Annotated in this window: 14 protein-coding genes; 10 read left to right on the forward strand and 4 right to left on the reverse strand. The window is 62.7% G+C overall.

Annotated features, from left to right (window positions below; genetic code table 11):
- Positions 1–255: 255 nt before the first annotated feature.
- The 4 genes from pdhR to lpdA all read left to right on the forward strand — a co-directional run bounded on the left by pdhR (position 256) and on the right by lpdA (position 7356).
- Entirely contained in the window at positions 256–1020 is a 765-nt protein-coding gene (gene pdhR / locus BN1120_RS05755) for a pyruvate dehydrogenase complex transcriptional repressor PdhR (RefSeq protein WP_010675815.1), read from the forward strand.
- An 83-nt stretch (positions 1021–1103) separates the two neighbouring features.
- Positions 1104–3764: a pyruvate dehydrogenase (acetyl-transferring), homodimeric type gene (gene aceE / locus BN1120_RS05760; RefSeq protein WP_039040509.1), complete on the forward strand. Its 2661-nt coding sequence runs from the start codon at positions 1104–1106 to the stop codon at positions 3762–3764.
- Between the two features lie 120 nt (positions 3765–3884).
- Positions 3885–5780 (forward strand): pyruvate dehydrogenase complex dihydrolipoyllysine-residue acetyltransferase, encoded by a 1896-nt coding sequence (gene aceF, locus BN1120_RS05765; protein WP_042015108.1) that lies wholly within the window; start codon positions 3885–3887, stop codon positions 5778–5780.
- A 148-nt stretch (positions 5781–5928) separates the two neighbouring features.
- Positions 5929–7356 (forward strand): dihydrolipoyl dehydrogenase, encoded by a 1428-nt coding sequence (lpdA, locus tag BN1120_RS05770; protein WP_010675812.1) that lies wholly within the window; start codon positions 5929–5931, stop codon positions 7354–7356.
- 73 nt (positions 7357–7429) lie between these two features.
- Here lpdA and BN1120_RS05775 read toward each other — a convergent pair whose 3' ends face one another.
- From BN1120_RS05775 to BN1120_RS05785, 3 genes are all read right to left on the reverse strand, one after another.
- Positions 7430–7612, reverse strand: coding sequence for a hypothetical protein (locus BN1120_RS05775; RefSeq protein WP_042015109.1), 183 nt, complete (start codon positions 7610–7612; stop codon positions 7430–7432).
- 143 nt (positions 7613–7755) lie between these two features.
- Positions 7756–9402 (reverse strand): methyl-accepting chemotaxis protein, encoded by a 1647-nt coding sequence (locus tag BN1120_RS05780; protein ID WP_042015110.1) that lies wholly within the window; start codon positions 9400–9402, stop codon positions 7756–7758.
- 124 nt (positions 9403–9526) lie between these two features.
- Entirely contained in the window at positions 9527–11437 is a 1911-nt protein-coding gene (locus BN1120_RS05785; protein ID WP_042015111.1) for a methyl-accepting chemotaxis protein, read from the reverse strand.
- A gap of 273 nt (positions 11438–11710) precedes the next feature.
- On the opposite strand from BN1120_RS05785, the gene BN1120_RS05790 reads away from it, so the two are divergent.
- The 3 genes from BN1120_RS05790 to BN1120_RS05800 all read left to right on the forward strand — a co-directional run bounded on the left by BN1120_RS05790 (position 11711) and on the right by BN1120_RS05800 (position 18644).
- Positions 11711–14014: a patatin-like phospholipase family protein gene (locus BN1120_RS05790; RefSeq protein WP_042015113.1), complete on the forward strand. Its 2304-nt coding sequence runs from the start codon at positions 11711–11713 to the stop codon at positions 14012–14014.
- Between the two features lie 229 nt (positions 14015–14243).
- Positions 14244–16841 (forward strand): bifunctional aconitate hydratase 2/2-methylisocitrate dehydratase, encoded by a 2598-nt coding sequence (acnB, locus tag BN1120_RS05795; protein ID WP_042015115.1) that lies wholly within the window; start codon positions 14244–14246, stop codon positions 16839–16841.
- 231 nt (positions 16842–17072) lie between these two features.
- Positions 17073–18644 carry an EAL domain-containing protein gene (locus tag BN1120_RS05800; RefSeq protein WP_042015117.1) on the forward strand — a complete coding sequence of 524 codons (1572 nt, stop codon included), beginning with the start codon at positions 17073–17075 and terminating at the stop codon, positions 18642–18644.
- On the opposite strand, the gene BN1120_RS05805 is transcribed toward BN1120_RS05800, so the two are convergent.
- A complete protein-coding gene (locus BN1120_RS05805) occupies positions 18641–19558 on the reverse strand; it encodes a LysR family transcriptional regulator (protein ID WP_042015118.1) in 918 nt (305 codons plus the stop codon). The genes BN1120_RS05800 and BN1120_RS05805 overlap by 4 nt on opposite strands.
- A 76-nt stretch (positions 19559–19634) precedes the next feature.
- Here BN1120_RS05805 and BN1120_RS05810 point away from each other — a divergent pair, with 76 nt between their 5' ends.
- From BN1120_RS05810 to BN1120_RS05820, 3 genes are all read left to right on the forward strand, one after another.
- A complete protein-coding gene (locus tag BN1120_RS05810; protein WP_042015120.1) occupies positions 19635–20252 on the forward strand; it encodes a LysE family transporter in 618 nt (205 codons plus the stop codon).
- Positions 20253–20367: 115 nt separating this feature from the next.
- On the forward strand, positions 20368–21774 hold the full coding sequence (locus BN1120_RS05815; protein WP_042015122.1) for a D-arabinono-1,4-lactone oxidase: 1407 nt from the start codon (positions 20368–20370) through the stop codon (positions 21772–21774).
- A 71-nt stretch (positions 21775–21845) separates the two neighbouring features.
- Positions 21846–22973, forward strand: coding sequence for a CobW family GTP-binding protein (locus BN1120_RS05820; RefSeq protein ID WP_029314837.1), 1128 nt, complete (start codon positions 21846–21848; stop codon positions 22971–22973).
- Positions 22974–23033 lie beyond the last annotated feature (60 nt).

Genomic DNA, 23033 nt, shown 5'->3' on the forward strand with positions numbered 1-23033 from the left:
GTTTTTAGAATCAATGGCTTGCCTTGTCTGGCAAGCCATTTTTCATGCTGTTGAACAAATGTTATCGGTGAGCAAGCTCACAAATATTGGTCAGACCATTTTCTATGAGCTATATCATGATTCCGCGTTTTTACCCCCAAAGTGGAAACCGAGCTTCTTGATTCAGATCATCTTTTGGGTGGACTTTTTTCAAGCCCTCTGCTAATTTTCGCCCCAACCATAAAATTGGTAATACCAATTTAACAAAGTAGCCTCATGCCCTATATCAAGATAACTCAGCCCAAGCTGGCCGACGCCATTGTCGCCGAGCTGGAAAGCATGATTCTGGAAGGCAGCCTGCAGCCGGGCCAGAAGTTGCCGCCCGAGCGGGAACTCGCCATCCAGTTTCAGGTGTCGCGCCCTTCCTTGCGCGAGGCCATCCAGCGCCTGGAAGCGAGAGGACTCTTGTATCGTCGTCAGGGCGGTGGCACTTACGTACAAAATGCCCTGAGCAAGGGGATCGCCGACCCCCTGTTCGAACTGCTCAGCACTCACCCGGAAGCCCAGTACGACCTGCTGGAGTTTCGTCACGCGCTGGAAGGCATCTGTGCCTACTATGCGGCGCTGCGGGGCACCGAGGCTGATTTCGAACGGATTCGCCTGGCGCAAGCCGCCATCGAAGAAGCCGGTCAGCAAGGGTCGCTGGTGGTCGAATCGGCCGCCGTGACCCAGTTCTATCTGGCCGTGGCCGAGGCCTCCCACAACGTGGTGCTGCTGCACCTGTTGCGGGCCATGGGCCCCATGCTCGAGCAGAACATTTTACGCAATAACGAAATTTTGAATCGCCGTCCGGGAGTGGTCGCCAAGATCCGTCGCCATCGTGCGAGCCTGATCGAGGCTATCCTGTCGGGGGCTCCGGAGCGGGCCAGGGCTGCTTGTCATGAGCACCTGGCCTTTATCGAGGACACCTTGTTGGATATGCAGAGGGAAGACAGCCGGATCCAGCGATCCATGCGTCGGATCCGTCAGCAGGAAAACTAATCCCACAAGGCTTTCTTAATTGTCGAATGCTTGCGCCCTTCGCCGTGCAATGCCGTGCAATCACAACAACATAGGAACCAGCCATGTCTGATATCCTGAAGAACGATGTGGACCCGATAGAAACGCTGGAGTGGCTTGCCTCTCTGGAATCCCTGCTGCGTGAAGAGGGTCCGCAACGCGCTCAGTTCATCCTTGAACAGTTGGCCGAGAAAGCCCGCGCAAGCGGTGTGGACGTGGCTGCCAAGGCAAACCGCGACTACATCAACACCATCCCGTCCAGCGACGAGCCGGCTTACCCGGGCGACCTGGAAATGGAACGCCGCATTCGCGCCATCATCCGCTGGAACGCCATGATGATCGTGCTGCGCGCTTCCAAGAAGGACCTGGACCTGGGTGGTCACATGTCTTCCTTCGCCTCTTCCGCGACCATCTACGAAGTCTGCTACAACCACTTCTTCCGTGCCCGCAACGAGAAGGACGGTGGCGATCTGGTCTACTTCCAGGGTCACATCTCCCCGGGCATCTACGCCCGTGCATTCGCCGAAGGTCGCCTGACCGAAGAGCAGCTGGACAACTTCCGTCAGGAAGTGGATGGCAAGGGTATCCCTTCCTACCCGCACCCGAAACTGATGCCGGAATTCTGGCAGTTCCCGACCGTTTCCATGGGGCTGGGCCCCATCGCCGCCATCTATCAGGCGCGTTTCCTGAAGTACCTGACCGACCGTGGCATCAAGGATTGCTCCGAGCAGACCGTTTACGCCTTCCTGGGTGACGGCGAGATGGACGAGCCGGAAGCCAAGGGTGCCCTGACCGTTGCCGTGCGTGAAAAGCTCGACAACCTGGTGTTCGTGGTCAACTGCAACCTGCAGCGTCTGGACGGTCCTGTTGTCGGCAACGGCAAGGTCATCAACGAGCTGGAAGGTCTGTTCGCCGGCGCTGGCTGGGACGTGACCAAGGTCATCTGGGGTCGCAAGTGGGATGAGCTGCTGAAGAAAGACACTTCCGGCAAGCTGATCCAGCTGATGAACGAGACCGTGGACGGTGACTACCAGACCATGAAGTCCCGCGACGGTGCCTACGTGCGTGAGCACTTCTTCAACCGTTACCCGGAAACCGCCGCGCTGGTCAAAGACATGACCGACGAGGAGATCTTCGCCCTGAACCGTGGTGGTCACGACCCCCGCAAACTGTTCGCCGCCTTCTCCAAGGCTGCACAGACCAAGGGCAAGCCGACCGTGATCCTGGCCAAGACCATCAAGGGTTATGGCATGGGCGAAGCGGCCGAAGGCAAGAACATCGCTCACCAGGTCAAGAAGATGGATCTGGGCTCCGTGCGCCACCTGCGCGATCGTTTCAACCTGCCGGTCACCGACGAGCAGCTGGAAAACCTGCCGTACCTGAAGATCGAAGAGGGTACCGAAGAGCACAAGTACCTGCACGCCCGCCGTGCCGCACTGAAGGGCTATGTACCGACCCGTCTGCGCGAGAGCACCACCAAGCTGGAAATCCCGGCGCTGGATGCCTTCGGTCCGCTGCTGGGTGAACAGGCGCGCGAAATCTCCACCACCATGGCGTTCGTGCGTTCCCTGAACGTGATGCTGAAAGACAAGTCCATCGGCAAGCGCATCGTCCCGATCCTGGCTGACGAAGCCCGTACCTTCGGTATGGAAGGCCTGTTCCGCCAGATCGGTATCTACAGCCCGCACGGTCAGCAGTACACCCCGCAAGACCGCGACATCGTCTCCTACTACAAGGAAGACAAGCAGGGTCAGGTTCTGCAAGACGGTATCAACGAGCTGGGCGCCATGTCCTCCTGGCTGGCTGCTGCCACCTCTTACAGCACCAACGACTGCCCGATGATCCCGTTCTACATCTACTACTCCATGTTCGGCTTCCAGCGGATCGGCGACATGGCGTGGGCAGCCGGCGACCAGCAAGCCCGTGGCTTCCTGCTGGGCGCGACCTCCGGTCGTACCACTCTTAACGGAGAGGGCTTGCAGCACGAAGATGGTCACAGCCACATCCTGGCCAACACCATCCCGAACTGCATCTCCTACGACCCGTCCTACGCCTATGAAGTGGCGGTGATCGTACAGGACGGCCTGCGCCGCATGTACGGTGAGAACCCGGAAAACGTGTTCTACTACATCACTACCCTGAACGAGAACTATGCCATGCCGGCCATGCCGGAAGGCGCCGAGGAAGGCATCCGCAAGGGTATCTACAAGCTGGAAACCGTGGCCGGCACCAAGGCCAAGGTACAGCTGCTGGGTTGTGGTTCCATCCTGGGTCACGTGCGCACTGCCGCCCAGATCCTGGCCAGCGAGTACGGCGTGGGTTCCGACGTGTTCAGCGTCACCTCCTTCAACGAACTGGCTCGTGACGGTCAGGACGCGGATCGCTGGAACATGCTGCACCCGACCGCCGAAGCGCGTGTGCCCTACATCGCTCAGGTACTGGGTTCCGAAGCCACCATCGCTGCGACTGACTACATGAAGTCCTTCGCCGATCAGGTGCGTGCCTTCGTTCCGACCGAGAACTACCGTGTACTGGGTACCGACGGTTACGGCCGCTCCGACAGCCGTGCCAACCTGCGTCGTCACTTCGAAGTGAACGAGTTCTACGTAGTGGTTGCTGCCCTGACCGAACTGGCCAAGCGCGGCGAGGTAGACAAGCAGGTTGTGGCCGAAGCCATCGCCAAGTACGGCATCGATGCCGACAAGGTCAACCCGCTGTACGCGTAAGAGGATTGAGTGTCGCGCCGGGTATCCGGCGCGACCTTGCCTGGGTTTAAACGGATAACGCGGGATGCGCGTGGTGATGCTCAGGCTGCCACGCGGATGCACGCAAGAGGATAAAGCGCAATGTCCAAACAGATTATGGTGCCGGATATCGGTGCCGATGAAGTTGAAGTCACCGAGATCATGGTGGCCGTGGGTGACAAGGTCGAGCTGGACCAGTCCCTGATCGCCGTGGAAGGTGACAAGGCCTCCATGGAAGTCCCGGCTCCGGCCGCCGGTATCGTCAAAGAGATCCTGATCAAGGTGGGCGACAAGGTTGCCACCGGTTCCCAGATCATGGTCTTCGAAGCCGAGGGCGCTGCCGCACCGGCTCCGGTCCAGGCTGCTGCCCCGGTTGCTGCCGCGCCGGCCGCCGCTCCTGCTGCTGCCGCTCGCCAGGACGTCAACGTGCCGGACATCGGTGGTGACGAAGTCGAAGTGACTGAGATCATGGTTGCCGTGGGCGACATGGTTGAAGCCGACCAGTCCATCATCGCCGTGGAAGGTGACAAGGCCTCCATGGAAGTACCGGCACCGTTCGCCGGCCGCGTGGTCGAGATCAAGGTCGCCGCCGGCGCCAAGGTTTCCACCGGCTCCCTGGTGATGGTCTTCGAAGTGGCGGGCGCTGCCCCGGCCGCTGTTGCCGCGCCGGCTCCTGCTGCTGCCCCCGTGGCTGCCGCTGCTCCGGTTGCCGCCGGTGCCAAGGACGTCAACGTGCCGGACATCGGCGGTGACGAAGTGGAAGTGACCGAAATCATGGTCGCCGTGGGTGACAAGGTTGAAGCCGACCAGTCCCTGATCACCGTGGAAGGCGACAAGGCCTCCATGGAAGTGCCTGCGCCGTTCGCCGGTGTGGTCAAGGAGATCAAGGTGAAGGCGGGTGACAAGGTCTCCACCGGTTCCCTGATCATGGTATTCGAAGTGGCGGGTGCCGCTCCGGCTGCCGTGGCTGCTCCGGCTCCTGCCGCAGCGCCCGTTGCTGCCGCGCCGGCTGCCGCCGCTCCTGCACCGGTTGCCCAGGCTGCTGCCGCTTCCGATTTCGTCGCCAACGACGCCTACGTCCACGCCTCCCCGGCAGTACGCCGTCTGGCGCGCGAGTTCGGTGTCAACCTGGCCAAGGTGAAAGCCTCCGGTCGCAAGGGTCGCATCGTCAAAGAAGACGTGCAGGCTTACGTGAAGGATGCGGTCAAGCGCGCCGAGTCCGCTCCGGCTGCCGGCACCGGTACTGGCAACGGCATGAGCGTCGTGGCCTGGCCGAAGGTTGATTTCAGCAAGTTCGGCCCGGTCGAAGAGCTGGAACTGACCCGTATCCAGAAGATCTCCGGTCCTGCCCTGCACCGCAACTGGGCCATGATCCCCCACGTCACCCAGTTCGACGAAGCCGATACCACGGATCTGGAAGCGTTCCGCAAAGAGCAGAACATCCTGGCCGAGAAGCAGAAGCTGGACGTGAAGATCACCCCGCTGGTGTTCATCCTGAAGGCGGCCGCCAAGGCCCTGGAAGCCCATCCGCGCTTCTGCAGCGCCCTGTCCGAAGACGGCAGCAAGCTGATCATGAAGAAGTACATCCACATCGGTGTGGCGGTGGATACCCCCAACGGCCTGGTGGTTCCGGTGGTTCGCGACGTCAACAAGAAGGGCATCCACGAGTTGTCCCGCGATCTGGCCGAGATCTCCAAGAAGGCCCGTGCCGGCAAGCTGACCGCTGCCGACATGCAGGGCGGTTGCTTCACCATCTCCAGCCTGGGTGGCATCGGCGGTACCAGCTTTACCCCGATCGTCAACGCGCCGGAAGTGGCCATCCTGGGCGTCTCCAAGTCCGAGATGAAGCCGAAGTGGAACGGTAAAGAGTTCGTGCCGCGCCTGATGCTGCCGCTGGCTCTGAGCTACGACCACCGCGTCATCGATGGCGCCGACGGTGCCCGCTTCATCACCACCCTGAGTGGTGTGTTGTCCGACATTCGTCGACTGGTCCTGTAAGTGAGAGGGCGGGCCCAGAGCCCGCCCTTTTTGCTTCTCATTTCGTTAACAGGATTGTAAACTTGCCCCGTTTTTTTCACGGCTGCAGCGGCCTTGTTTGGCATAAGACTGTGCTGTCCGGGGATATAAGAACGACAAAGAGGTCATGATGAGTAAAGAAATCAAAACCCAGGTCGTAGTACTGGGTGCTGGCCCTGCCGGTTATTCCGCTGCCTTCCGTGCGGCTGACTTGGGTCTGGATACCATTATCGTCGAGCGTTACTCCACCCTGGGTGGCGTCTGCCTGAACGTGGGTTGCATCCCGTCCAAGGCACTGCTGCACGTCGCCAAAGTCATTGAAGAAGCCAAGGCGCTGGCCGAGCACGGCATCGTCTTCGGTGCCCCGCAGACCGACATCGACAAGGTGCGCCTGTGGAAAGAGAAGGTCATCAACCAGCTGACCGGCGGTCTGGCTGGCATGGCCAAGATGCGTAAAGTCCAGGTTGTTAACGGTTTCGGCAAGTTCACCGGCCCGAACACCCTGGAAGTGGAAGGCGCCGACGGCAAGACCACCGTCACCTTCGACAACGCCATCATCGCCGCCGGTTCCCGTCCGGTGAAGCTGCCGTTCATCCCCCATGACGACCCCCGCGTATGGGACTCTACCGATGCGCTGGAGCTGACGACCGTTCCTGGCAAGCTGCTGGTCATCGGTGGCGGCATCATCGGCCTGGAGATGGGTACCGTGTACTCCTCCCTGGGTTCCGAGATCGACGTGGTGGAATTTGCCGACCAGCTGGTACCGGCTGCCGACAAAGACATCGTCAAGATCTACACCAAGCGCGTCGCCAAGAAATTCAACATCATGCTGGAGACCAAGGTCACCGCCGTTGAAGCCCGTGAAGACGGTCTGTACGTCTCCTACGAAGGCAAGCACGCCCCGGCCGAGCCGGTTCGCTACGACAACGTGCTGGTTGCCGTAGGTCGTGTGCCGAACGGCAAGATGCTGGATGCCGAGAAGGCCGGTGTTGCCGTCAACGAGCGCGGTTTCATCGAAGTCGACAAGCAGCTGCGTACCAACGTGGCCCACATCCACGCCATCGGCGACATCGTCGGTCAGCCCATGCTGGCCCACAAGGGTGTACACGAAGGCCACGTGGCGGCCGAAGTCATCGCCGGCAAGAAGCACTACTTCGACCCGAAAGTGATCCCGTCCATCGCCTATACCGAGCCTGAGATGGCCTGGGTGGGTCTGACCGAGAAGGAAGCCAAGCAACAAGGGCTGAACTTCGAAGTCGCCACCTTCCCGTGGGCTGCTTCCGGTCGCGCCATCGCGTCCGACTGCTCCGACGGCATGACCAAACTGATCTTCGACAAGGAGAGCGGCCGCGTCATCGGTGGTGCCATCGTGGGCACCAACGGCGGTGAACTGCTGGGTGAAATCGGTCTGGCCATCGAGATGGGTGCCGACGCCGAGGATATCGCGCTGACCATCCATGCTCACCCGACTCTGCACGAGTCCGTGGGTCTGGCTGCCGAAGTGTTCGAAGGCTCCATCACCGACCTGCCGAACGCCAAGGCCAAGAAGAAAAAATAATCTTCTGCCCGTTTCATAAGAAAAGCCGCTCCATGGAGCGGCTTTTTGTTGTCTGTCTTTCGGCACCCAGCGGTCAGCAGCGCCCCTTCTTGGCCTGTCCCGGTGGGCAGAAGGTACCGTCGCCTCCGCGATCCCCGTCGCTGACCCGGATCCGGGTATCGTCCACGCTCACATCGGCCCCGTGCACCCGCACGGGCCCGCTGCTGCAGGCACTGAGCAGCCCCCCCAGCACTATCATCACGACCAGCTTGCCCATCATACCTCCTCGCGTTTTCCTGATTATGAGGCATGTGGCAGGGCGGTGGGAGGCGGTGTATCCCCCGTGCGTCACGGCTTGCCGTGGTCATGAAGAAGGGCGCCGAAGCGCCCTGGTGCGGGTCAGGAAGAGGTGCCGGACGCTCAGAGGCGGAAGTTGCCGACCAGCTTGTCGAGCTCACCGGAGAGGTGCTGCAGGTTGCGGCTTGACTCGGTCAGGTGATGGGCGATATCGGCGGTCTCCATGGTGAGCTGGTTGATGTCCTCCACGTTGCGGTTGAGTTCGCCCACCACGCTCGACTGCTCTTCGGTGGCGGTGGCGACCTGGATGTTCATGTCGCTGATCTGGGTGATGTGTCCGGTGATCTGGTCGAGGGCGCCGTTGGCCTCGTCGGCCTGGGTCACCACCCGCAGGCTCTGGTTGCGGCCCTGGGCCATGGCGCTGACGGCGCGGGCGCTCTGCTCCTGGAGGCTGTTGATCATGCCCTGGATCTCGGCGGTGGAGGCGGCGGAGCGGCTGGCGAGGTTGCGCACCTCGTCGGCCACCACGGCGAAGCCACGGCCCTGCTCGCCGGCGCGGGCGGCCTCGATGGCGGCGTTGAGGGCCAGCAGGTTGGTCTGCTCCGAGATGCTGCGGATGGTGTCGAGGATGCTGCCGATGGAGTCGGTCTGGCTCGCCAGGGACTCGATGACCCCGGCCACCTGTTCGATTTCACCGGAGAGGCCGACGATGCCGTGACGAGCCTGGGCGACGACCTGGGCCCCCGCATCGGCCTGCTCGTTGGCCTGCTTGGCGACGTCGGCGGCGAGAGACGCATTGCCGGCGATCTCGGTGACGGTGGCCCCCATCTCGTGGATGGCGGTGGCGACCTGGACGGTGCGATCCCGCTGGGCGGTGCAGTTGTGCTGGGTGAGCTGGGCCTTGGCGGCCACTTCGCTGGCGGTGGCGGCCACCTGGCGCGAGTTGCTCGCCACCTGCACGATGGCCCCGTGGATCCGGGTCACGAACTGGTTGAAGCTGTGGGCAATCTCGGCCAGCTCGTCCTTGCCTTTGAGACTGGCGCGGCTGTCGAGGGCGAGGTGGCGGGCCACTTCGCCAATATGGGATTGCAGGAAGGATACCCGGCGGCGCAGCCCGATGAGGATGAGGGTCGAGACGAGCAGCGAGATGGCGATGGCGATGACGATGATGGCGATCATCTGGGTACGACCGCTGTCATAGCTGTTTTCGCTCAGGTCGTTGCGATGCTGGGCCTGACCTATCAACCCGTCGAGCAGCTCATTGGCGCCCTTGCGCATGACCCCGTAGCTCTGGCTGTAGCGATCCCGGTAGATGGCGCGTGCCTCGTCCATCTTGTTGTCAGAGAGCGCCTGCAACATGGGGGTCAGCTCCTCCCGCTCCACCCGGGTGAATTGATCGAGCAGGGTCTGGGCCCTGGCCCGGGCGTCCGGATCGACCTGGGCCTTGACGGCCTGCTCCATGGCCTGGCGCATCTCGGGAATGTCTTCCTCGCGGGTCTCCTTGACCCGGGTCAGCACCCCCTTTTCGTCGCGCAGGGAGGTGTCCTGCAGCAGCATCATGTCGATGCCGACTCGCATGCGCGGGATGCGGGAGGCCACTTCCGCCATGGCCCGCATGGGGGTGGCGGTATTCTGGAACAGCTCTTCGGCCTGCTGCCTGATGTTGTCCATGCTGCGCAGACTGGCGGCGCCAACCAGCAGCAGGGCGAGACAGGGCACGGTGACGGCCAGGATCAGTTGGGTTTTGAGGGTGAGGTTGCCTGCCAGCATGTTGACTCCTTGGTGTGTTGCTGTGTCGCTACTGTAGCGGCTTGTCATGACGGTTCGCCGTCATGGGGGTCGGTATATTCCCTGTCGACCCGGTGAAAAAAGGGCGCCGCAGCGCCCTTTCATCTTATAACCGGAAGTTGCCGACCAGCTTGTCGAGCTCGCCGGAGAGCTGTTGCAGGCTGCGGCTGGACTCGGTCAACTGGTGGGCGATGTCGGCGGTCTCCATGGTGAGCTGGTTGATGTCCTCCACGTTGCGGTTGATCTCCCCGACCACGCTGGACTGCTCTTCGGTGGCGGTGGCGACCTGGATGTTCATGTCGCTGATCTGAGTGATGTGCCCGGTGATCTGGTCGAGGGCGCCGTTGGCCTCGTCGGCCTGGGTCACCACCCGCAGGCTCTGGTTGCGCCCCTGGGCCATGGCGCTGACGGCGCGGGCGCTCTGCTCCTGGAGGCTGTTGATCATGCCCTGGATCTCGGCGGTGGAGGCGGCGGAGCGGCTGGCGAGGTTGCGCACCTCGTCGGCCACCACGGCGAAGCCACGGCCCTGCTCGCCGGCGCGGGCGGCCTCGATGGCGGCGTTGAGAGCCAGCAGGTTGGTCTGCTCCGAGATGCTGCGGATGGTGTCGAGGATGCTGCCGATGGAGTCGGTCTGGCTCGCCAGAGACTCGATGACCCCGGCCACCTGTTCGATTTCACCGGAGAGGCCGACGATGCCATGACGGGCCTGGGCGACGACCTGGGCCCCAGCATCGGCCTGCTCGTTGGCCTGCTTGGCGACGTCGGCTGCCAGGGATGCATTGCCGGCGATCTCGCTGACGGTGGCTCCCATCTCGTGGATGGCGGTAGCGACCTGGACGGTGCGATCCCGCTGGGCGGTGCAGTTGTGCTGGGTGAGCTGGGCCTTGGCGGCCACCTCGTTGGCGGTGGCGGCGAGCTGGCGGGAGTTGCTCGCCACCTGTTCGATGGAGCCGTGGATCTTGGCGACAAAGTTGTTGAAGCCGGTCGCCACCTGGGCCAGTTCGTCACGGCCATCGACCTTGAGGCGATGGGTGAGGTCGCCATCACCGCTGCCGAGTTCGCGGAACAGGCGGGCCAGTTCGTTGAGGGGGCGGCTCACGGAGCCCGCCAGGAGAACGCCGAGCAGCCCCATGCCGACGGCGATGGCCAGGCTGACCAGCACTATGTGCAGGCGCGCTCTGTCCAGTTCGGCATAAATTTCGGCCTCCGGCACCTGGGCCACCAGATACCAGTCGAGCAGGGGGATGTAGCTGCTGGCCAGGATCACGGGCTGGCCGTCGACCTCGGCACGGGTGGCGGCAAAGGGCTGCTTGTTGAGCAGGTTGGTGCTGCTGCCGCTGGCCAGCTGGGTCAGGTTGTCCCGATCGATGCGGGCGGCGTCGGGGTGCAGCTTCACCTTGCCGCTGCCATCTGTCATGAAGACGAAGCCGCTGTCGCCGATACGGAAGTTGGCGAGCATGCTGACCATGCTGTCGAGGGATTTGGCGAGGCCGGCGAGGCCGCGTCCGTCGAGCTGCTGGAAGTTGACGAACAGTTTTACCTCGCCATTGCTCTCCCGAAAGATGCTGAGCATCAGATCCTGGCGGCTCTTGGTGTAGTCATAGAACCAGTTGTCCTGCTCGTGGTTCAGGATGCGCAGAAAACCGTCCTGGTTGTAGTAGGCGGCACTCTGGCGATCGGCGAAGGAGGCGGTGACCAGACCATACTGGCTCGTCATGTCCTTGAGCTGGTTGATGAGGATGGACTCCTGCTCTTTTGGCATGCCGCGCTCGACCCAGTCCAGCACGAAGCGGTCGTTGGCAAGCTGTCTGGCGGCATTGGCGACCGAGGTGAGATCCTTTTCGATCTCCTTGCCGATGCGCTGGGTCAGGTTGGGCAGCTCCTGCTCGAACATGCGGTTCTCGATCAGTTGCTGGGCAGAACGCTGGCTGAAATAGCCCACCAGCAGGCAGGAGAGGGCCACAGCGAGGATGACGGTGGCCAGAATTTTCTGTTTCAGTGTCAGGCTTGCGAACATAAGGGTGACTCGGAAGTGTGAACCAGGGTTGAACTCATAATAGCGGCTGATTTGGCGCGCTCTTGAGGCGGCGGGGGCGTTTATTGTCGATTAACGTTTGCGCTCACACCCGGATTGGACTGGATTGGCGCCCGATTTTGCCAAGACATCGTCGCAAGCGGGGCGACCCCTCGCCAGCACCCCGGCTTGCGGTTAAAGTGCTTGCACTTATAGTAGGCTGCACCTGACTGGCGGCCTGCCCGCTCGACCCGCACCGGATTTATGGACTCTCATATGCGCATCTTTCATCGGGGATGGACCCACCTGCTCGTGCTCCTGCTGGCGACCCTGCCGTTCATGGCGGCGGCCGGAGCCAATGATCCCGCGCCTTCGGCCAGAAACCCGGGGGCAACCAAGATGGATCGTCCGAAGATCGCCCTGGTACTGAGCGGCGGCGGGGCCAAGGGGTCGGCCCATATCGGGGTGCTCAAGGTGCTGGAGGCAAAGCACATCCCGGTGGACATCATCGTCGGGACCAGCATGGGCTCCTATGTGGCGGGCATGTATGCCATGGGGCTCAGCGCCGAGGAGGTGGAGCGCACGACGCTGGCCATCGACTGGAACAAGGGCTATCAGGACAAGGTGGGGCGCGACGAGCTCTCCTTGCGCAAGAAGCAGCAGACCGAGAAGTACCAGCTGCGCACCGACATCGGGGTCAACGGTGACCAGACCCAGTTGCCGGACGGCTTCTTCCAGGGGCAGTCCATGGCCAGCCTGCTGCGCCACGCCACCTCCAACCTGCCGGCGCAAAAGAGCTTCGACAACCTGCCTATCCCCTATCGCGCGGTGGCGACCGACATGGAGACGGTGACCCCCTTCGTGCTGGATCACGGCAGCCTCGCCAAGGCGATGCAGGCCTCCATGTCCATTCCCGGTGCCCTCAAGCCGGTGGACTGGGACGGCCGCATCCTGGCCGACGGTGGCACGGTCAACAACATGCCGGTGGACGTGGCCAAGGCCATGGGGGCCGACGTGGTGATCGCGGTGGACATCAGCGCCAAGCTGCGTACCCGGGAGTCCCTCAAGTCGGGATTGGCCATGATCGATCAGCTCACCACCTACATGACCCAGGTGGGGACCGAAAAGCAGAAGGCGCTGCTCGGCCCCAGGGACATCCTGCTGACCCCCGAGTTCGGCAACATGGGGATCGCCGACTTCGCCCTGATGCCGGAGGGGATCAAGATCGGGGAGGCGGTCGCCAACAGTGCAGCGACCCGGCTCGATGCGCTCTCTCTCTCGCCCGCCGCCTACGCCGACTATCGCAACGGCAAGCTGAGCCGGCGCGCCGAGCGCAGCGGCCAGCCCGCCTACTACATCGACAAGGTGGAGATCATCAACAAGTCGCGCCTCTCCGACGACACGGTGCGGGCCATGCTGAACGTGCGTCCGGACAAGGTGCAGACCTACGAGAGCCTGGAGGCGGGGATCCGTCGCCTCTACGCTCTGGAGTCGTTCGATCGCATCACCTACGAGGTGGAGGAGCGGGACGGGGAGAACGTGCTGGTGGTGGACGCCAGCGAGAAGAACTGGGGGCCGGGTTATCTCAACTTCCAGCTCGGTTTCTCCGATGACTTCGAGAGCAGCTCCAACTACAACGTCGGCATGTCCTACACCCTGACCAACGTCAACGACTGGGGAGGCGAGTGGCTGACCGAGGCGTCCCTCGGGACCGCCAAGCACCTCAAGACCGACTTCTACACCCCGCTGGAGCCCTCCCAGACCTACTTCGGCGAGACGAGCCTGGCCTACGACAAGACCCAGCGACGGGTCTTCTTCCCGGAAGAGAGCAGGTCGTCGTCCGGGGTCAGCTATCTGGACTCCGAATACAGCTTCACCAGCGTGGATCTTGCCGTCGGCTGGAATCGCCAGCCCTGGAGTCGCTTCTCCCTTGGACTGGAGGGCAAGATCGGCAGCGTGGAGATCCAGAACCTCACCAATGCGGATGCCGATGCCTCCGCCTGGGGACCCTACATCCGCTTCGAGCACGATACCCTCGACAGCCGCTACTTCCCCTATCAGGGGGTCTACTGGGACATCAAGGGGGGCTACTCCTACGTCGATCTCGACCCCTCGGACGGCCCCTCCGAGCAGGCCGAGGGGGTGAATTACCGGCTGGTGATGATCAAGCCCTGGTCCTGGGACAGGCACAGCCTCAACCTGATGCTGGAAGGGGGCGGCTCAAGTTCCCAGGAGACGGTACCGCTGTTCGTGCAGGATCTGGGGGGGCTGTTCCGCATGTCCGGCTTCCAGCATTACCAGTTGAGCGGTCGCTACAGCCTGTTCGGCGGATTGCGCTACATCTACCGGGTGGCGGACAACGACTTCGGTGCCTTCAAGGCCCCCCTGTTCCTCGGGGGCTCCCTCGAGCAAGGGGGGGTCTGGGACAAGGGAGAGGACATCAGCATCGAATCCTCCTATACCTCGGGTTCCCTCTATATGGGGGTGGAGAGTTTCCTCGGTCCCATCTTCCTCGGCTATGGCGTGGCGGAGGGGGGACACGACATGTTCTATCTGCAATTGGGCACTACGTTCCAATAAGGGCGAAATGCTGCCTTTTTGTTAACTCACCTTGGGTGGGCGGCTTGTCACTCTAAAAAAACCTAATGGGTTTATATGGTTATGCTGGTTTGATGAATAACTGCACAGGGTTTGGATTTTAATTAGTCGTTAAAACTTATATAGTGGGGGGCACCCTACGGGTGTCCCGCAAGGACGATCGCCGCGAGCTTGGGCGAACCCCAAAAAAAAGACCAAAGAGGAATTAGTCGTGCTTGAAACATACCGTAAACACGTCGCAGAACGTGCCGCCGAAGGCGTGGTTGCCAAACCTCTGGACGCAGAGCAGGTCGCCGCCCTGGTTGAGCTGATCAAGAATCCGCCCGCCGGCGAACAGGACTTTCTGAAAGAACTGTTGTCCTCCCGCATTCCCCCGGGTGTTGATGAAGCGGCCTATGTGAAAGCCGGCTTCCTCACCGCCGTCGCCAAGGGCGAGGCCCATTCCCCCATCCTGACTGCCGCCGAAGCCGTCGAGCTGCTCGGTACCATGCAGGGTGGTTACAACATCCAGCCGCTGATCGACCTGCTGGACGATGCGACCCTGGCTCCTCTTGCCGCCAAGGGCCTCTCCCACACCCTGCTGATGTTCGACTCCTTCCACGACGTGGAAGAGAAGGCCAAGGCGGGCAATGCTCACGCCAAGCAGGTGCTGCAATCCTGGGCCGACGCCGAGTGGTTCCTGAACCGCCCGGCCCTGGCCGAGAAGATCACCGTCACCGTCTTCAAGGTGACCGGCGAAACCAATACCGACGATCTGTCGCCGGCGCCGGACGCCTGGTCCCGCCCGGACATTCCGCTGCACGCCCTGGCGATGCTGAAGAACGCCCGCCCCGGCATCACCCCGGACAAGGATGGCGTCATCGGCCCCATCAAGACCATCGATGCCCTGAAAGAGAAAGGTTTCCCGCTGGCTTACGTGGGTGACGTGGTTGGTACCGGCTCTTCCCGTAAATCCGCCACCAACTCCGTGCTCTGGTTCATGGGCGACGACATTCCGTTCGTGCCGAACAAGCGTGCCGGCGGCGTCTGCCTCGGTGGCAAGATTGCCCCGATCTTCTTCAACACCATGGAAGATGCCGGCGCCCTGCCCATCGAAGTGGACGTCTCCAAACTGGAGATGGGCGATGTCATCGACATCTTCCCCTATGAGGGCAAGATCACCCGCCACGGCACCGACGAGGTGCTGGCCCGGTTCGAACTGAAGACCGAGGTGCTGATCGACGAAGTGCGCGCCGGTGGCCGCATTCCGCTGATCATCGGCCGCGGTCTGACCGACAAGGCCCGCGAAGCGCTGGGCCTGCCGTTCTCCACCGTGTTCCGCCGTCCGCAGCCTGTCGCCGACACCGGCAAAGGCTTCACCCTGGCCCAGAAGATGGTGGGCAAGGCGTGCGGCGTGAAGGGCATTCGCCCGGGCACCTACTGCGAACCCAAGATGACCACGGTCGGCTCCCAGGACACCACGGGCCCCATGACACGCGACGAGCTGAAAGACCTGGCCTGCCTCGGCTTCTCCGCCGATCTGACCATGCAGTCCTTCTGCCACACCGCCGCTTATCCCAAGCCCATCGACGTGCAGACCCACCACACCCTGCCGGACTTCATCATGAACCGCGGCGGTGTGAGCTTGCGTCCAGGCGACGGCGTCATCCACTCCTGGCTGAACCGCATGCTGCTGCCGGATACCGTGGGTACCGGTGGTGACTCCCACACCCGTTTCCCCATCGGCATCTCCTTCCCGGCGGGCTCCGGCCTCGTGGCCTTCGCCGCCGCCACCGGCGTGATGCCGCTGGACATGCCGGAATCCGTGCTGGTGCGCTTCAAGGGCAAGCTGCAACCGGGTATCACCCTGCGTGACCTGGTCCATGCCATCCCGTATGCCGCCATCCAGAAAGGGCTGCTGACCGTCGAGAAAGCGGGCAAGAAGAACATCTTCTCCGGCCGCATCCTCGAGATCGAAGGTCTGCCGACCCTCAAAGTGGAGCAGGCATTCGAGCTGGCGGACGCCAGCGCCGAGCGCTCCGCCGCCGGTTGCACCATCAAGCTGGATAAAGAGCCGATCATCGAGTATCTGAAGTCCAACATCGTGATGCTGAAGTGGATGCTCTCCGAAGGCTACGGCGACGTGCGCACCATCACCCGCCGCATCAAGGGGATGGAAGAGTGGCTGGCCAACCCGGTACTGATGGAAGCGGACAAGGATGCCGAGTACGCCGAAATCATCGAGATCGATCTGGCCACCATCAAGGAGCCGATCCTGTGCGCGCCGAACGATCCGGACGATGCCCGTCTGCTGAGCGACGTGGCAGGTGACAAGATTGACGAGGTGTTCATCGGTTCTTGCATGACCAACATCGGCCACTTCCGCGCCGCCGGCAAACTGCTCGAGAAGTATCAGGGCGAGCTGCCGACCCGCATGTGGATCGCCCCGCCCACCAAGATGGACAAGGATCAGCTGACCGAAGAGGGCTACTACGGCATCTTTGGTCGCGTCGGTGCTCGCATCGAAATACCCGGTTGTTCCCTCTGCATGGGCAACCAGGCGCGGGTAGCGGAAGGGGCCTCCGTGGTCTCCACCTCCACCCGCAACTTCCCGAACCGTCTGGGCAAGGGTGCCAACGTCTATCTGGCTTCTGCCGAGCTGGCCGCGGTTGCCGCCATCATCGGCAAGATCCCGACCGTGGAAGAGTATCTGCAGTATGCCAAGGCGCTGGACGCCACTGCGGCCGACACCTACCGCTACCTGAACTTCAACGAGATCGCCTCCTACACCAAGAAGGCCGATGCGGTGATCCTGCAGCAAGCGGTCTGAGACTCGCCGGTCTGACCACTGAAAATAACAATGCCGCGTCTCGACGCGGCATTTTCCATTTCAGGGGGCTGCGCGATAATGACCCGCCATGCCCAGCAACGGCGTCGTCGATTTGCCTGGTATGCGCGTTGCGCTTTCGTTGTCTGGCCATGATGGCCCCACCGTTTCCTGGTGGGCACTTTTATACCGCGGTACCTGCGAAGCGGGCCCGCGCATTGCGGCGTGGTTGCTATGTTTCTGTTCCGGATTGATCTGGCCCGCATGAAGTGGCGCCTTGGTTGTGCCCTGCTGGTGTTGGCCCTGCCCCTGGTGGTGGGAGGGTGGATGGTGCACGACAGCTACGAGCAGGAGCTGAAGAACGATGCCAGTGCGTCAGCCAGCAAGGCCAGAACCTTGCTGGAGCGCATGCTGGATCAGGCCGAGCGGGCCAACCTCGAGGTATTGCCGCTGGCCGGTCGACCTTGCAGCGACAACCTGTTGCTGCTGCGCAAGCGGGTGGCGCTGGAGCCGTTCCTGCGCTCCATCAATCTGGTGCGACAGGGGATCATCAACTGCACCTCGCTGTTCGGGCCTGCCAGGGAAGTGGATGACGGCTCCCGCTACACGGATCGCAAGTTGCTGCTGATGAGCGGCAACCTGGTGCGCAAGAATCACCCCTTGCTGGTGGTGCGTCAGGAGCGGGGGCGTGATGCGGCACTGAGCGCCATTGACAGCAGCCAGCTCAGTTTCATGCTCACCCTGAGCAGCGATCCCAGCGAGCTGTTCTTGCAGGTGGGGTCCGCCTGGCTCGATGAGTCCGGCCACTTCCAAAGCGATCCGCCGAAACTGCACAGCAAGTTTGCCCTGATACTCGCCTCCCAGCGTTACCCCTTCACCATCCACGCCGGTTATGCCATGCCGATCTACTGGCGTGCCCTGTGGGAGGCTCGCCATCTGCAACTGATCTGGCTGGGAGCCAGTTCGCTGGTGCTCTCACTGCTGGTGTGGTGGCTGCTTGGGCGGCCTGGGGCCCTGGCGGACGAGCTGAGGCGCGGGCTGCGAGCCAGGGAATTTGTCCCCTATCTGCAACCGCTGATCGCCAGCAAGGGCGGCAAGATGGTGGGGGCCGAGGTACTGATGCGCTGGCAACATGCCACCGAGGGGCTGATCCGCCCCGATCTCTTCATCCCCCAGGCGGAAGAGTCTGGCCTGATCGTGCCCATGACGGTCAACCTGATGAAGACGGTGGCCAAGACACTCCACCCGGTACAGGAGCAGCTGCCCGAGGCATTTCACATCAGCTTCAACATCAGTGCCATCCACTGCCGGGACCTCTCCCTGGTGGCGGAGTGCCGCGACTTCCTCGGCCACTTCGTGCCGGGACGGGTGGTGCTGGTGCTGGAGCTCACGGAGCGGGAGCTGCTGGTGACCAGCCCGCAGACCCTCTCCCTGTTTCGCCAGCTCGACGAGATGGGGGTGCAGCTCGCCATCGATGACTTTGGCACCGGCCACTCCAGCCTCATCTATCTGCAGCAATTCCACGTGGACTATCTCAAGATCGACCGCTCCTTCATCGGCCGTATCGGGACGGAGTCCCTCTCCGAGCACATCGTGGACAACGTCATCGACCTCGGGGGACGGCTGGGGTTGTCCCTGGTGGCCGAAGGGGTGGAGACGGAGCAGCAGGCCGCCTATCTGAGAGGCAAGGGGGTCCAGTATCTGCAGGGATACCTGTTTGCCCGCCCCATGCCGATACGCCAGTTCTGCCGGGAGCTGACGGCGGGAGAGATACAGGTCGCCGCCGGGCGCACCGCCCAGGGCTAGGCCGCGCCCACCAGGCTGTGCAGCCAGTTCACCAGGATGTCGTGGGGGCTGCCGGGTTCGGGAGGGGCGGGGGCGAGCAGGTGATAGCCGGTGCCGTCGGGGACGAAGCCGAGCGGTGCCACCAGCAGACCGGCCTCGATATCGTCGCACACCTGCCGGTAAGGGCCGATGGCGACTCCCAGCCCGGCGACTGCCGCCTGCAGGCTGAAATAGAAGTGCTCGAAGGTCTGACCCGGCACCTCCTCGTCGGCGGGCATGCCTGCGTGCTGCTGCCACTCCAACCAGGCGCCCGGACGGGTCTTGGTGTGCAGGCGGGGGGCCGTTGGTCTGAGGGCCTGCACATCCCCCCTGGGTTCAAAAAACTGCGCCACCTTGCCCGGCTGACAGACAGGTCCGGTCAGCTCCTCGAACAGCAGCTGGCTGTGCAGATCCTCGGGCCAGTCGAAGTCGTTGCGCCGGATGGCGAGATCGATGCCGCTGCCAAAGCTGAGGGCGCCGCCCCCCGCCATCAGGTGAACGTCCAGCTCGGGGTGCAGGGCCTGAAAGGCGGGCCAGCGCGGGATCAGCCAGCGCATCAGCAGGGTGGGTTCGCAGGAGAGCACCAGCGACTGGGGACGGCTCTGCTGGCGCAGGGCTTGCGCCGTCTGGCGGATGCTGCCCAGCCCCTCTCTGACCGCCTGATAGAACCGTTCACCCGCGTCGGTCAGAAAGACCCGGCGCTGGCGCCGCTCGAACAGCATGACCCCCAGATCCTCCTCGAGCAGTCGTACCGCCCGGCTGATGGCGCCATGGGTGAGATGCAGTTCGTCGGCGGCGCGGCCGAAATGCTCGGTGCGGGCCGCCACCTCGAAACAGCGCAGGGCGGTGAGGGAGGGAAGCGAGAGGGTTTTTTGTGAGTTTTTTTCACCATTCATGTCAGAAATCATCGTTAGTTATTGGTGTTATTGGCAAATAAAATAGCCGATACCCCCTCTAATCAGGACTCTTTTCATGACCGAACTGTTAGCCGTTGTCGCCATTACTCTCTTTGCCGTCATCAGCCCCGGGCCCGACTTTGCCATGGTGTCGCGCAACAGCCTGCTGCTCTCGCGCCGCACCGGCGTGCTGACGGCGATCGGCATCGCGGCCGGGGTCTGCGTGCACGTGACCTACACCCTGCTGGGGGTGGGCTTGCTGATCCAGCAATCCCTCTGGCTGTTCAACCTCATCAAGCTGGCAGGGGCCGCCTATCTCATCTTCCTCGGCATCAAGATGCTGCGGGCCAAACCGGCTGCCGATGAAGAGAGCATCTGTCAGCCTGCCCTCTCCAGCCTGGGGGCGCTGCGCACCGGATTTCTGACCAATGTGCTCAATCCCAAGACGACCATCTTCATCGTCAGCCTCTTCATGCAGGTGGTGCAGCCGCAGACGCCGCTGGCGGTCCAGATCGGCTATGGCGCCTTCATCGCGCTGGCGCACGCCCTCTGGTTTGGTGCGGTGGCGCTCTTCTTCTCCACCCCTGCGGTGCGGGACCGACTGCTGGCGGTACGCCACTGGCTCGATCGGGTGTTCGGGGGCCTGCTGGTGGGATTCGGCATGTTGCTGGCATTGACCCAGCAAACGCGCTGAGGCGGGGAGGGGCGCTCCCCCTATCCACCCCCGACTGTAGGGTCTTGTTTTTCATGCCTTGGCAGCCACTTTTCGGTAGAATTGGCGCTCATTTTGAAGTCAGATGAGGCGCGGTATGACGGTCAGGTTCCAGGCATTTCACAGCATCAAGGCGATTGGCAATCGGGAGGTGCTGTTCAACTGGTCCAGAACCAACCCCCTCGGCGCCCTTGATCAGGTGTGGCGCCCGACGACCCGTGACGAGCTGCAGCAACTGCTGCGGGAATATCCCGAGCGCAAGCTGCGGCTCATCGGCTCCGGCCTCTCTTTCGAACCCATCCACAGCGTCTACGCCGAAGGCAGCCAGGCGCTGCTGGTGGACCTGCACCACCTGCGCGGCCAGCTGGACAAGACTGCCGATACGGTGACCTACCTGGCGGGGACGCCGCTTGATACCGTCTATGCCGATCTCATCGCCATGGATCGCATGCTGCCGGCATCCCCCGGCGTCATCGGCATCCAGACCCTGGGCGGTGCGCTCAGCACCGGCACCCATGGGCAGGGATTGCACCAGTCCGCCCTGTGCGATGCGGTAGAGGCGATGACGGTGATGCTGGCCAATGGCGAGATCATCCGGGTTGATCGATCCGACCCGCGCTTCGGCGCCTTCGTGATGGGCATGGGGATGCTCGGCATCCTGCTGGATGTGACCCTCAACACCGTGCCCAACCGCATCATGCGCTGCACCAAGTTCACCACCGACTACCCCTTCCTGCTGGAACACAACGAGCGCCTCAACCGGGAGCACGCCTTCGTGAAGAGCTGGTGGTTCGCCTGGACCGGCGAGAGCCACATCTGGCTGGTGGATCCCGCCTCCGATGACGAGGTGGCCCGCTACCGGGCCGGGGGCAGCGAGCCGCTGGTGCTGGAGGGAGACATGGACGAGCGCATGAACCTGGCGCTCAATGCCACCATAGACGCAACCCTGCAGAAGATGGCCAGAGACACCAAGGACGAGGCCAGGGCAGGCGAGCACTTCGAGACGGTACGCCGCTTCAAGGACGCCTCGGATCTGGTGGGCAACGTCTACCAGATCCTCTGCAAGGGGATCCCTGCACCCCAGATCAACTGCGAGGTGGCCGTGCCCCTCGAACGCATGGGGGAGGCCCTTGAAATCCTGCAGGCATGGCAGGAGGCGAACCCCGGCGTGCTGCACTACCCCTTCATCCTGCGCTGCACCGGTCCCTCCGTGGCCTGGCTCAGTGCCGCCCATGACAAGTCGGTGTGCTGGATAGGTTTTCTGGTCTATCTGGCGGCGGACGGGACCTTTGTCGGGGGCTCCATGGAGCAGATGCGCGAGTTGCAGCAACTGCTGGTGCCGCTTGGCGGCATTCCCCATTTCGGCAAGCACCTGGCGATGGACCTCTATGACTTCCCGGCCCTGTTGCCGCGCTGGCACGACTTCCTGGCACTGAAGCGGGAGCTTGACCCCCATGGCCGTTTCGAAAACCGCTGGCTCGGCGACCTGTTCGCCAACCGGTAAGGATCTGACATGACCGATATGCAAGACACTCGCTTACTCATCCTCCTGCCGATCAGAGGGGGGGCAACCCGATGACAGACATGCAAGACACCCGCATCCCCGTGACCCTGCTGACCGGTTTTCTCGGCAGCGGCAAGACCACCTTGCTCAACCACTGGGTCAAGCAGCCCGAGCTCGGGGAGTGCGCCGTGCTCATCAACGAGTTCGGCTCCGTGGGGCTGGATCACCATCTGGTACAGCAGGTGGACGAGCAGGTGGTGCTGCTCGATTCCGGCTGCATCTGCTGCTCGGTGCAGGGCTCCCTGGTGGAGGCGCTGCAGGGGCTCTTCATGAAGGCCATCCAGCGCAAAATCAAACCCTTCAAACGGCTGATCATCGAGACCACGGGTCTGGCCGATCCGGCCCCTGTGCTGTTCACGTTGAGGGAAGAGGGCTTTATCGCCCAGCGCTACCGCTTCGATGGCACCGTCACCGTGGTGGATGCCGGCCATATCGAGCAGCAGCTTGCGGCTCAATATGAGGCGGTCAAACAGGTGGCGCTGGCGGATCTGCTGGTGGTGAGCAAGGGCGATCTGGTGGATGAAGAGACCCTTGCGCGGGTGGAAGCCCAACTGGCGGCCCTCAATCCGGCAGCCCCCATCCAGCGGGTCAGCAATGGGGTGCTCTCGCCCGCGGTGCTGGAGAAGCTCGGCGCCTACAACGAGGCGGCGGGGCGCGACGTGCGCCAGTTGCTGGCCTGGCTGCGTACCGAATCCCCGAAACAGGGGCTGGCTTCGCCCATGCAGCCGAAGATGACGCCGTTTGCCGCCAAGGTGGGGACGGCAGCGCCCACCCGCTTCGAGCACGGCAATATCGAAAGTTTCTCCCTGCGCATCGGCGAGCCGCTCAAGCCTTCCCGCCTGCTGGCCGCCATCGACGCGGTGCAGGCACAATACGGCGATGCCCTGCTGCGCCTCAAGGGGATATTGCAACTGGAAGGGGAGAGCCAGCCAGTGGTGATCCACGGCGTGCACGGCCAGCTCTATCCGTTGCAGGCGCTGGGGGAGTGGCCCGAAGGCAAGGCCCAGTCCCGGCTGGTGTTCATCGTGAAGAGCCAGGACAGGGTAGGTATAGAGCAGTTGTTCCTCTCGACCCTCAAGGCCCCCGAACCCAGCCTGGAAGAGCACCTCAAGGCCATGCTCGGCCAGCCGGATGCCTGATATGCTGATATGACCCGCGCTCGTGCGGGTCTTTTCTTATGTGATGAGGAGAGACAGAAT

Source organism: Aeromonas caviae (assembly GCF_000819785.1).
GTDB lineage: Bacteria > Pseudomonadota > Gammaproteobacteria > Enterobacterales > Aeromonadaceae > Aeromonas > Aeromonas caviae.

Coding starts and splice junctions, on each gene's coding strand:
- BN1120_RS05780 (WP_042015110.1), bottom strand. CDS start 9,402: ATGCTGGCAGGCAACCTCACCCTCAAAACCCAACTGATCCTGGCCGTC.
- aceF (WP_042015108.1), top strand. CDS start 3,885: ATGTCCAAACAGATTATGGTGCCGGATATCGGTGCCGATGAAGTTGAA.
- BN1120_RS05785 (WP_042015111.1), bottom strand. CDS start 11,437: ATGTTCGCAAGCCTGACACTGAAACAGAAAATTCTGGCCACCGTCATC.
- BN1120_RS05820 (WP_029314837.1), top strand. CDS start 21,846: ATGACAGACATGCAAGACACCCGCATCCCCGTGACCCTGCTGACCGGT.
- BN1120_RS05805 (WP_042015118.1), bottom strand. CDS start 19,558: ATGAATGGTGAAAAAAACTCACAAAAAACCCTCTCGCTTCCCTCCCTC.
- BN1120_RS05775 (WP_042015109.1), bottom strand. CDS start 7,612: ATGGGCAAGCTGGTCGTGATGATAGTGCTGGGGGGGCTGCTCAGTGCC.
- BN1120_RS05790 (WP_042015113.1), top strand. CDS start 11,711: ATGCGCATCTTTCATCGGGGATGGACCCACCTGCTCGTGCTCCTGCTG.
- pdhR (WP_010675815.1), top strand. CDS start 256: ATGCCCTATATCAAGATAACTCAGCCCAAGCTGGCCGACGCCATTGTC.
- lpdA (WP_010675812.1), top strand. CDS start 5,929: ATGAGTAAAGAAATCAAAACCCAGGTCGTAGTACTGGGTGCTGGCCCT.
- aceE (WP_039040509.1), top strand. CDS start 1,104: ATGTCTGATATCCTGAAGAACGATGTGGACCCGATAGAAACGCTGGAG.
- BN1120_RS05810 (WP_042015120.1), top strand. CDS start 19,635: ATGACCGAACTGTTAGCCGTTGTCGCCATTACTCTCTTTGCCGTCATC.
- BN1120_RS05815 (WP_042015122.1), top strand. CDS start 20,368: ATGACGGTCAGGTTCCAGGCATTTCACAGCATCAAGGCGATTGGCAAT.
- BN1120_RS05800 (WP_042015117.1), top strand. CDS start 17,073: ATGTTTCTGTTCCGGATTGATCTGGCCCGCATGAAGTGGCGCCTTGGT.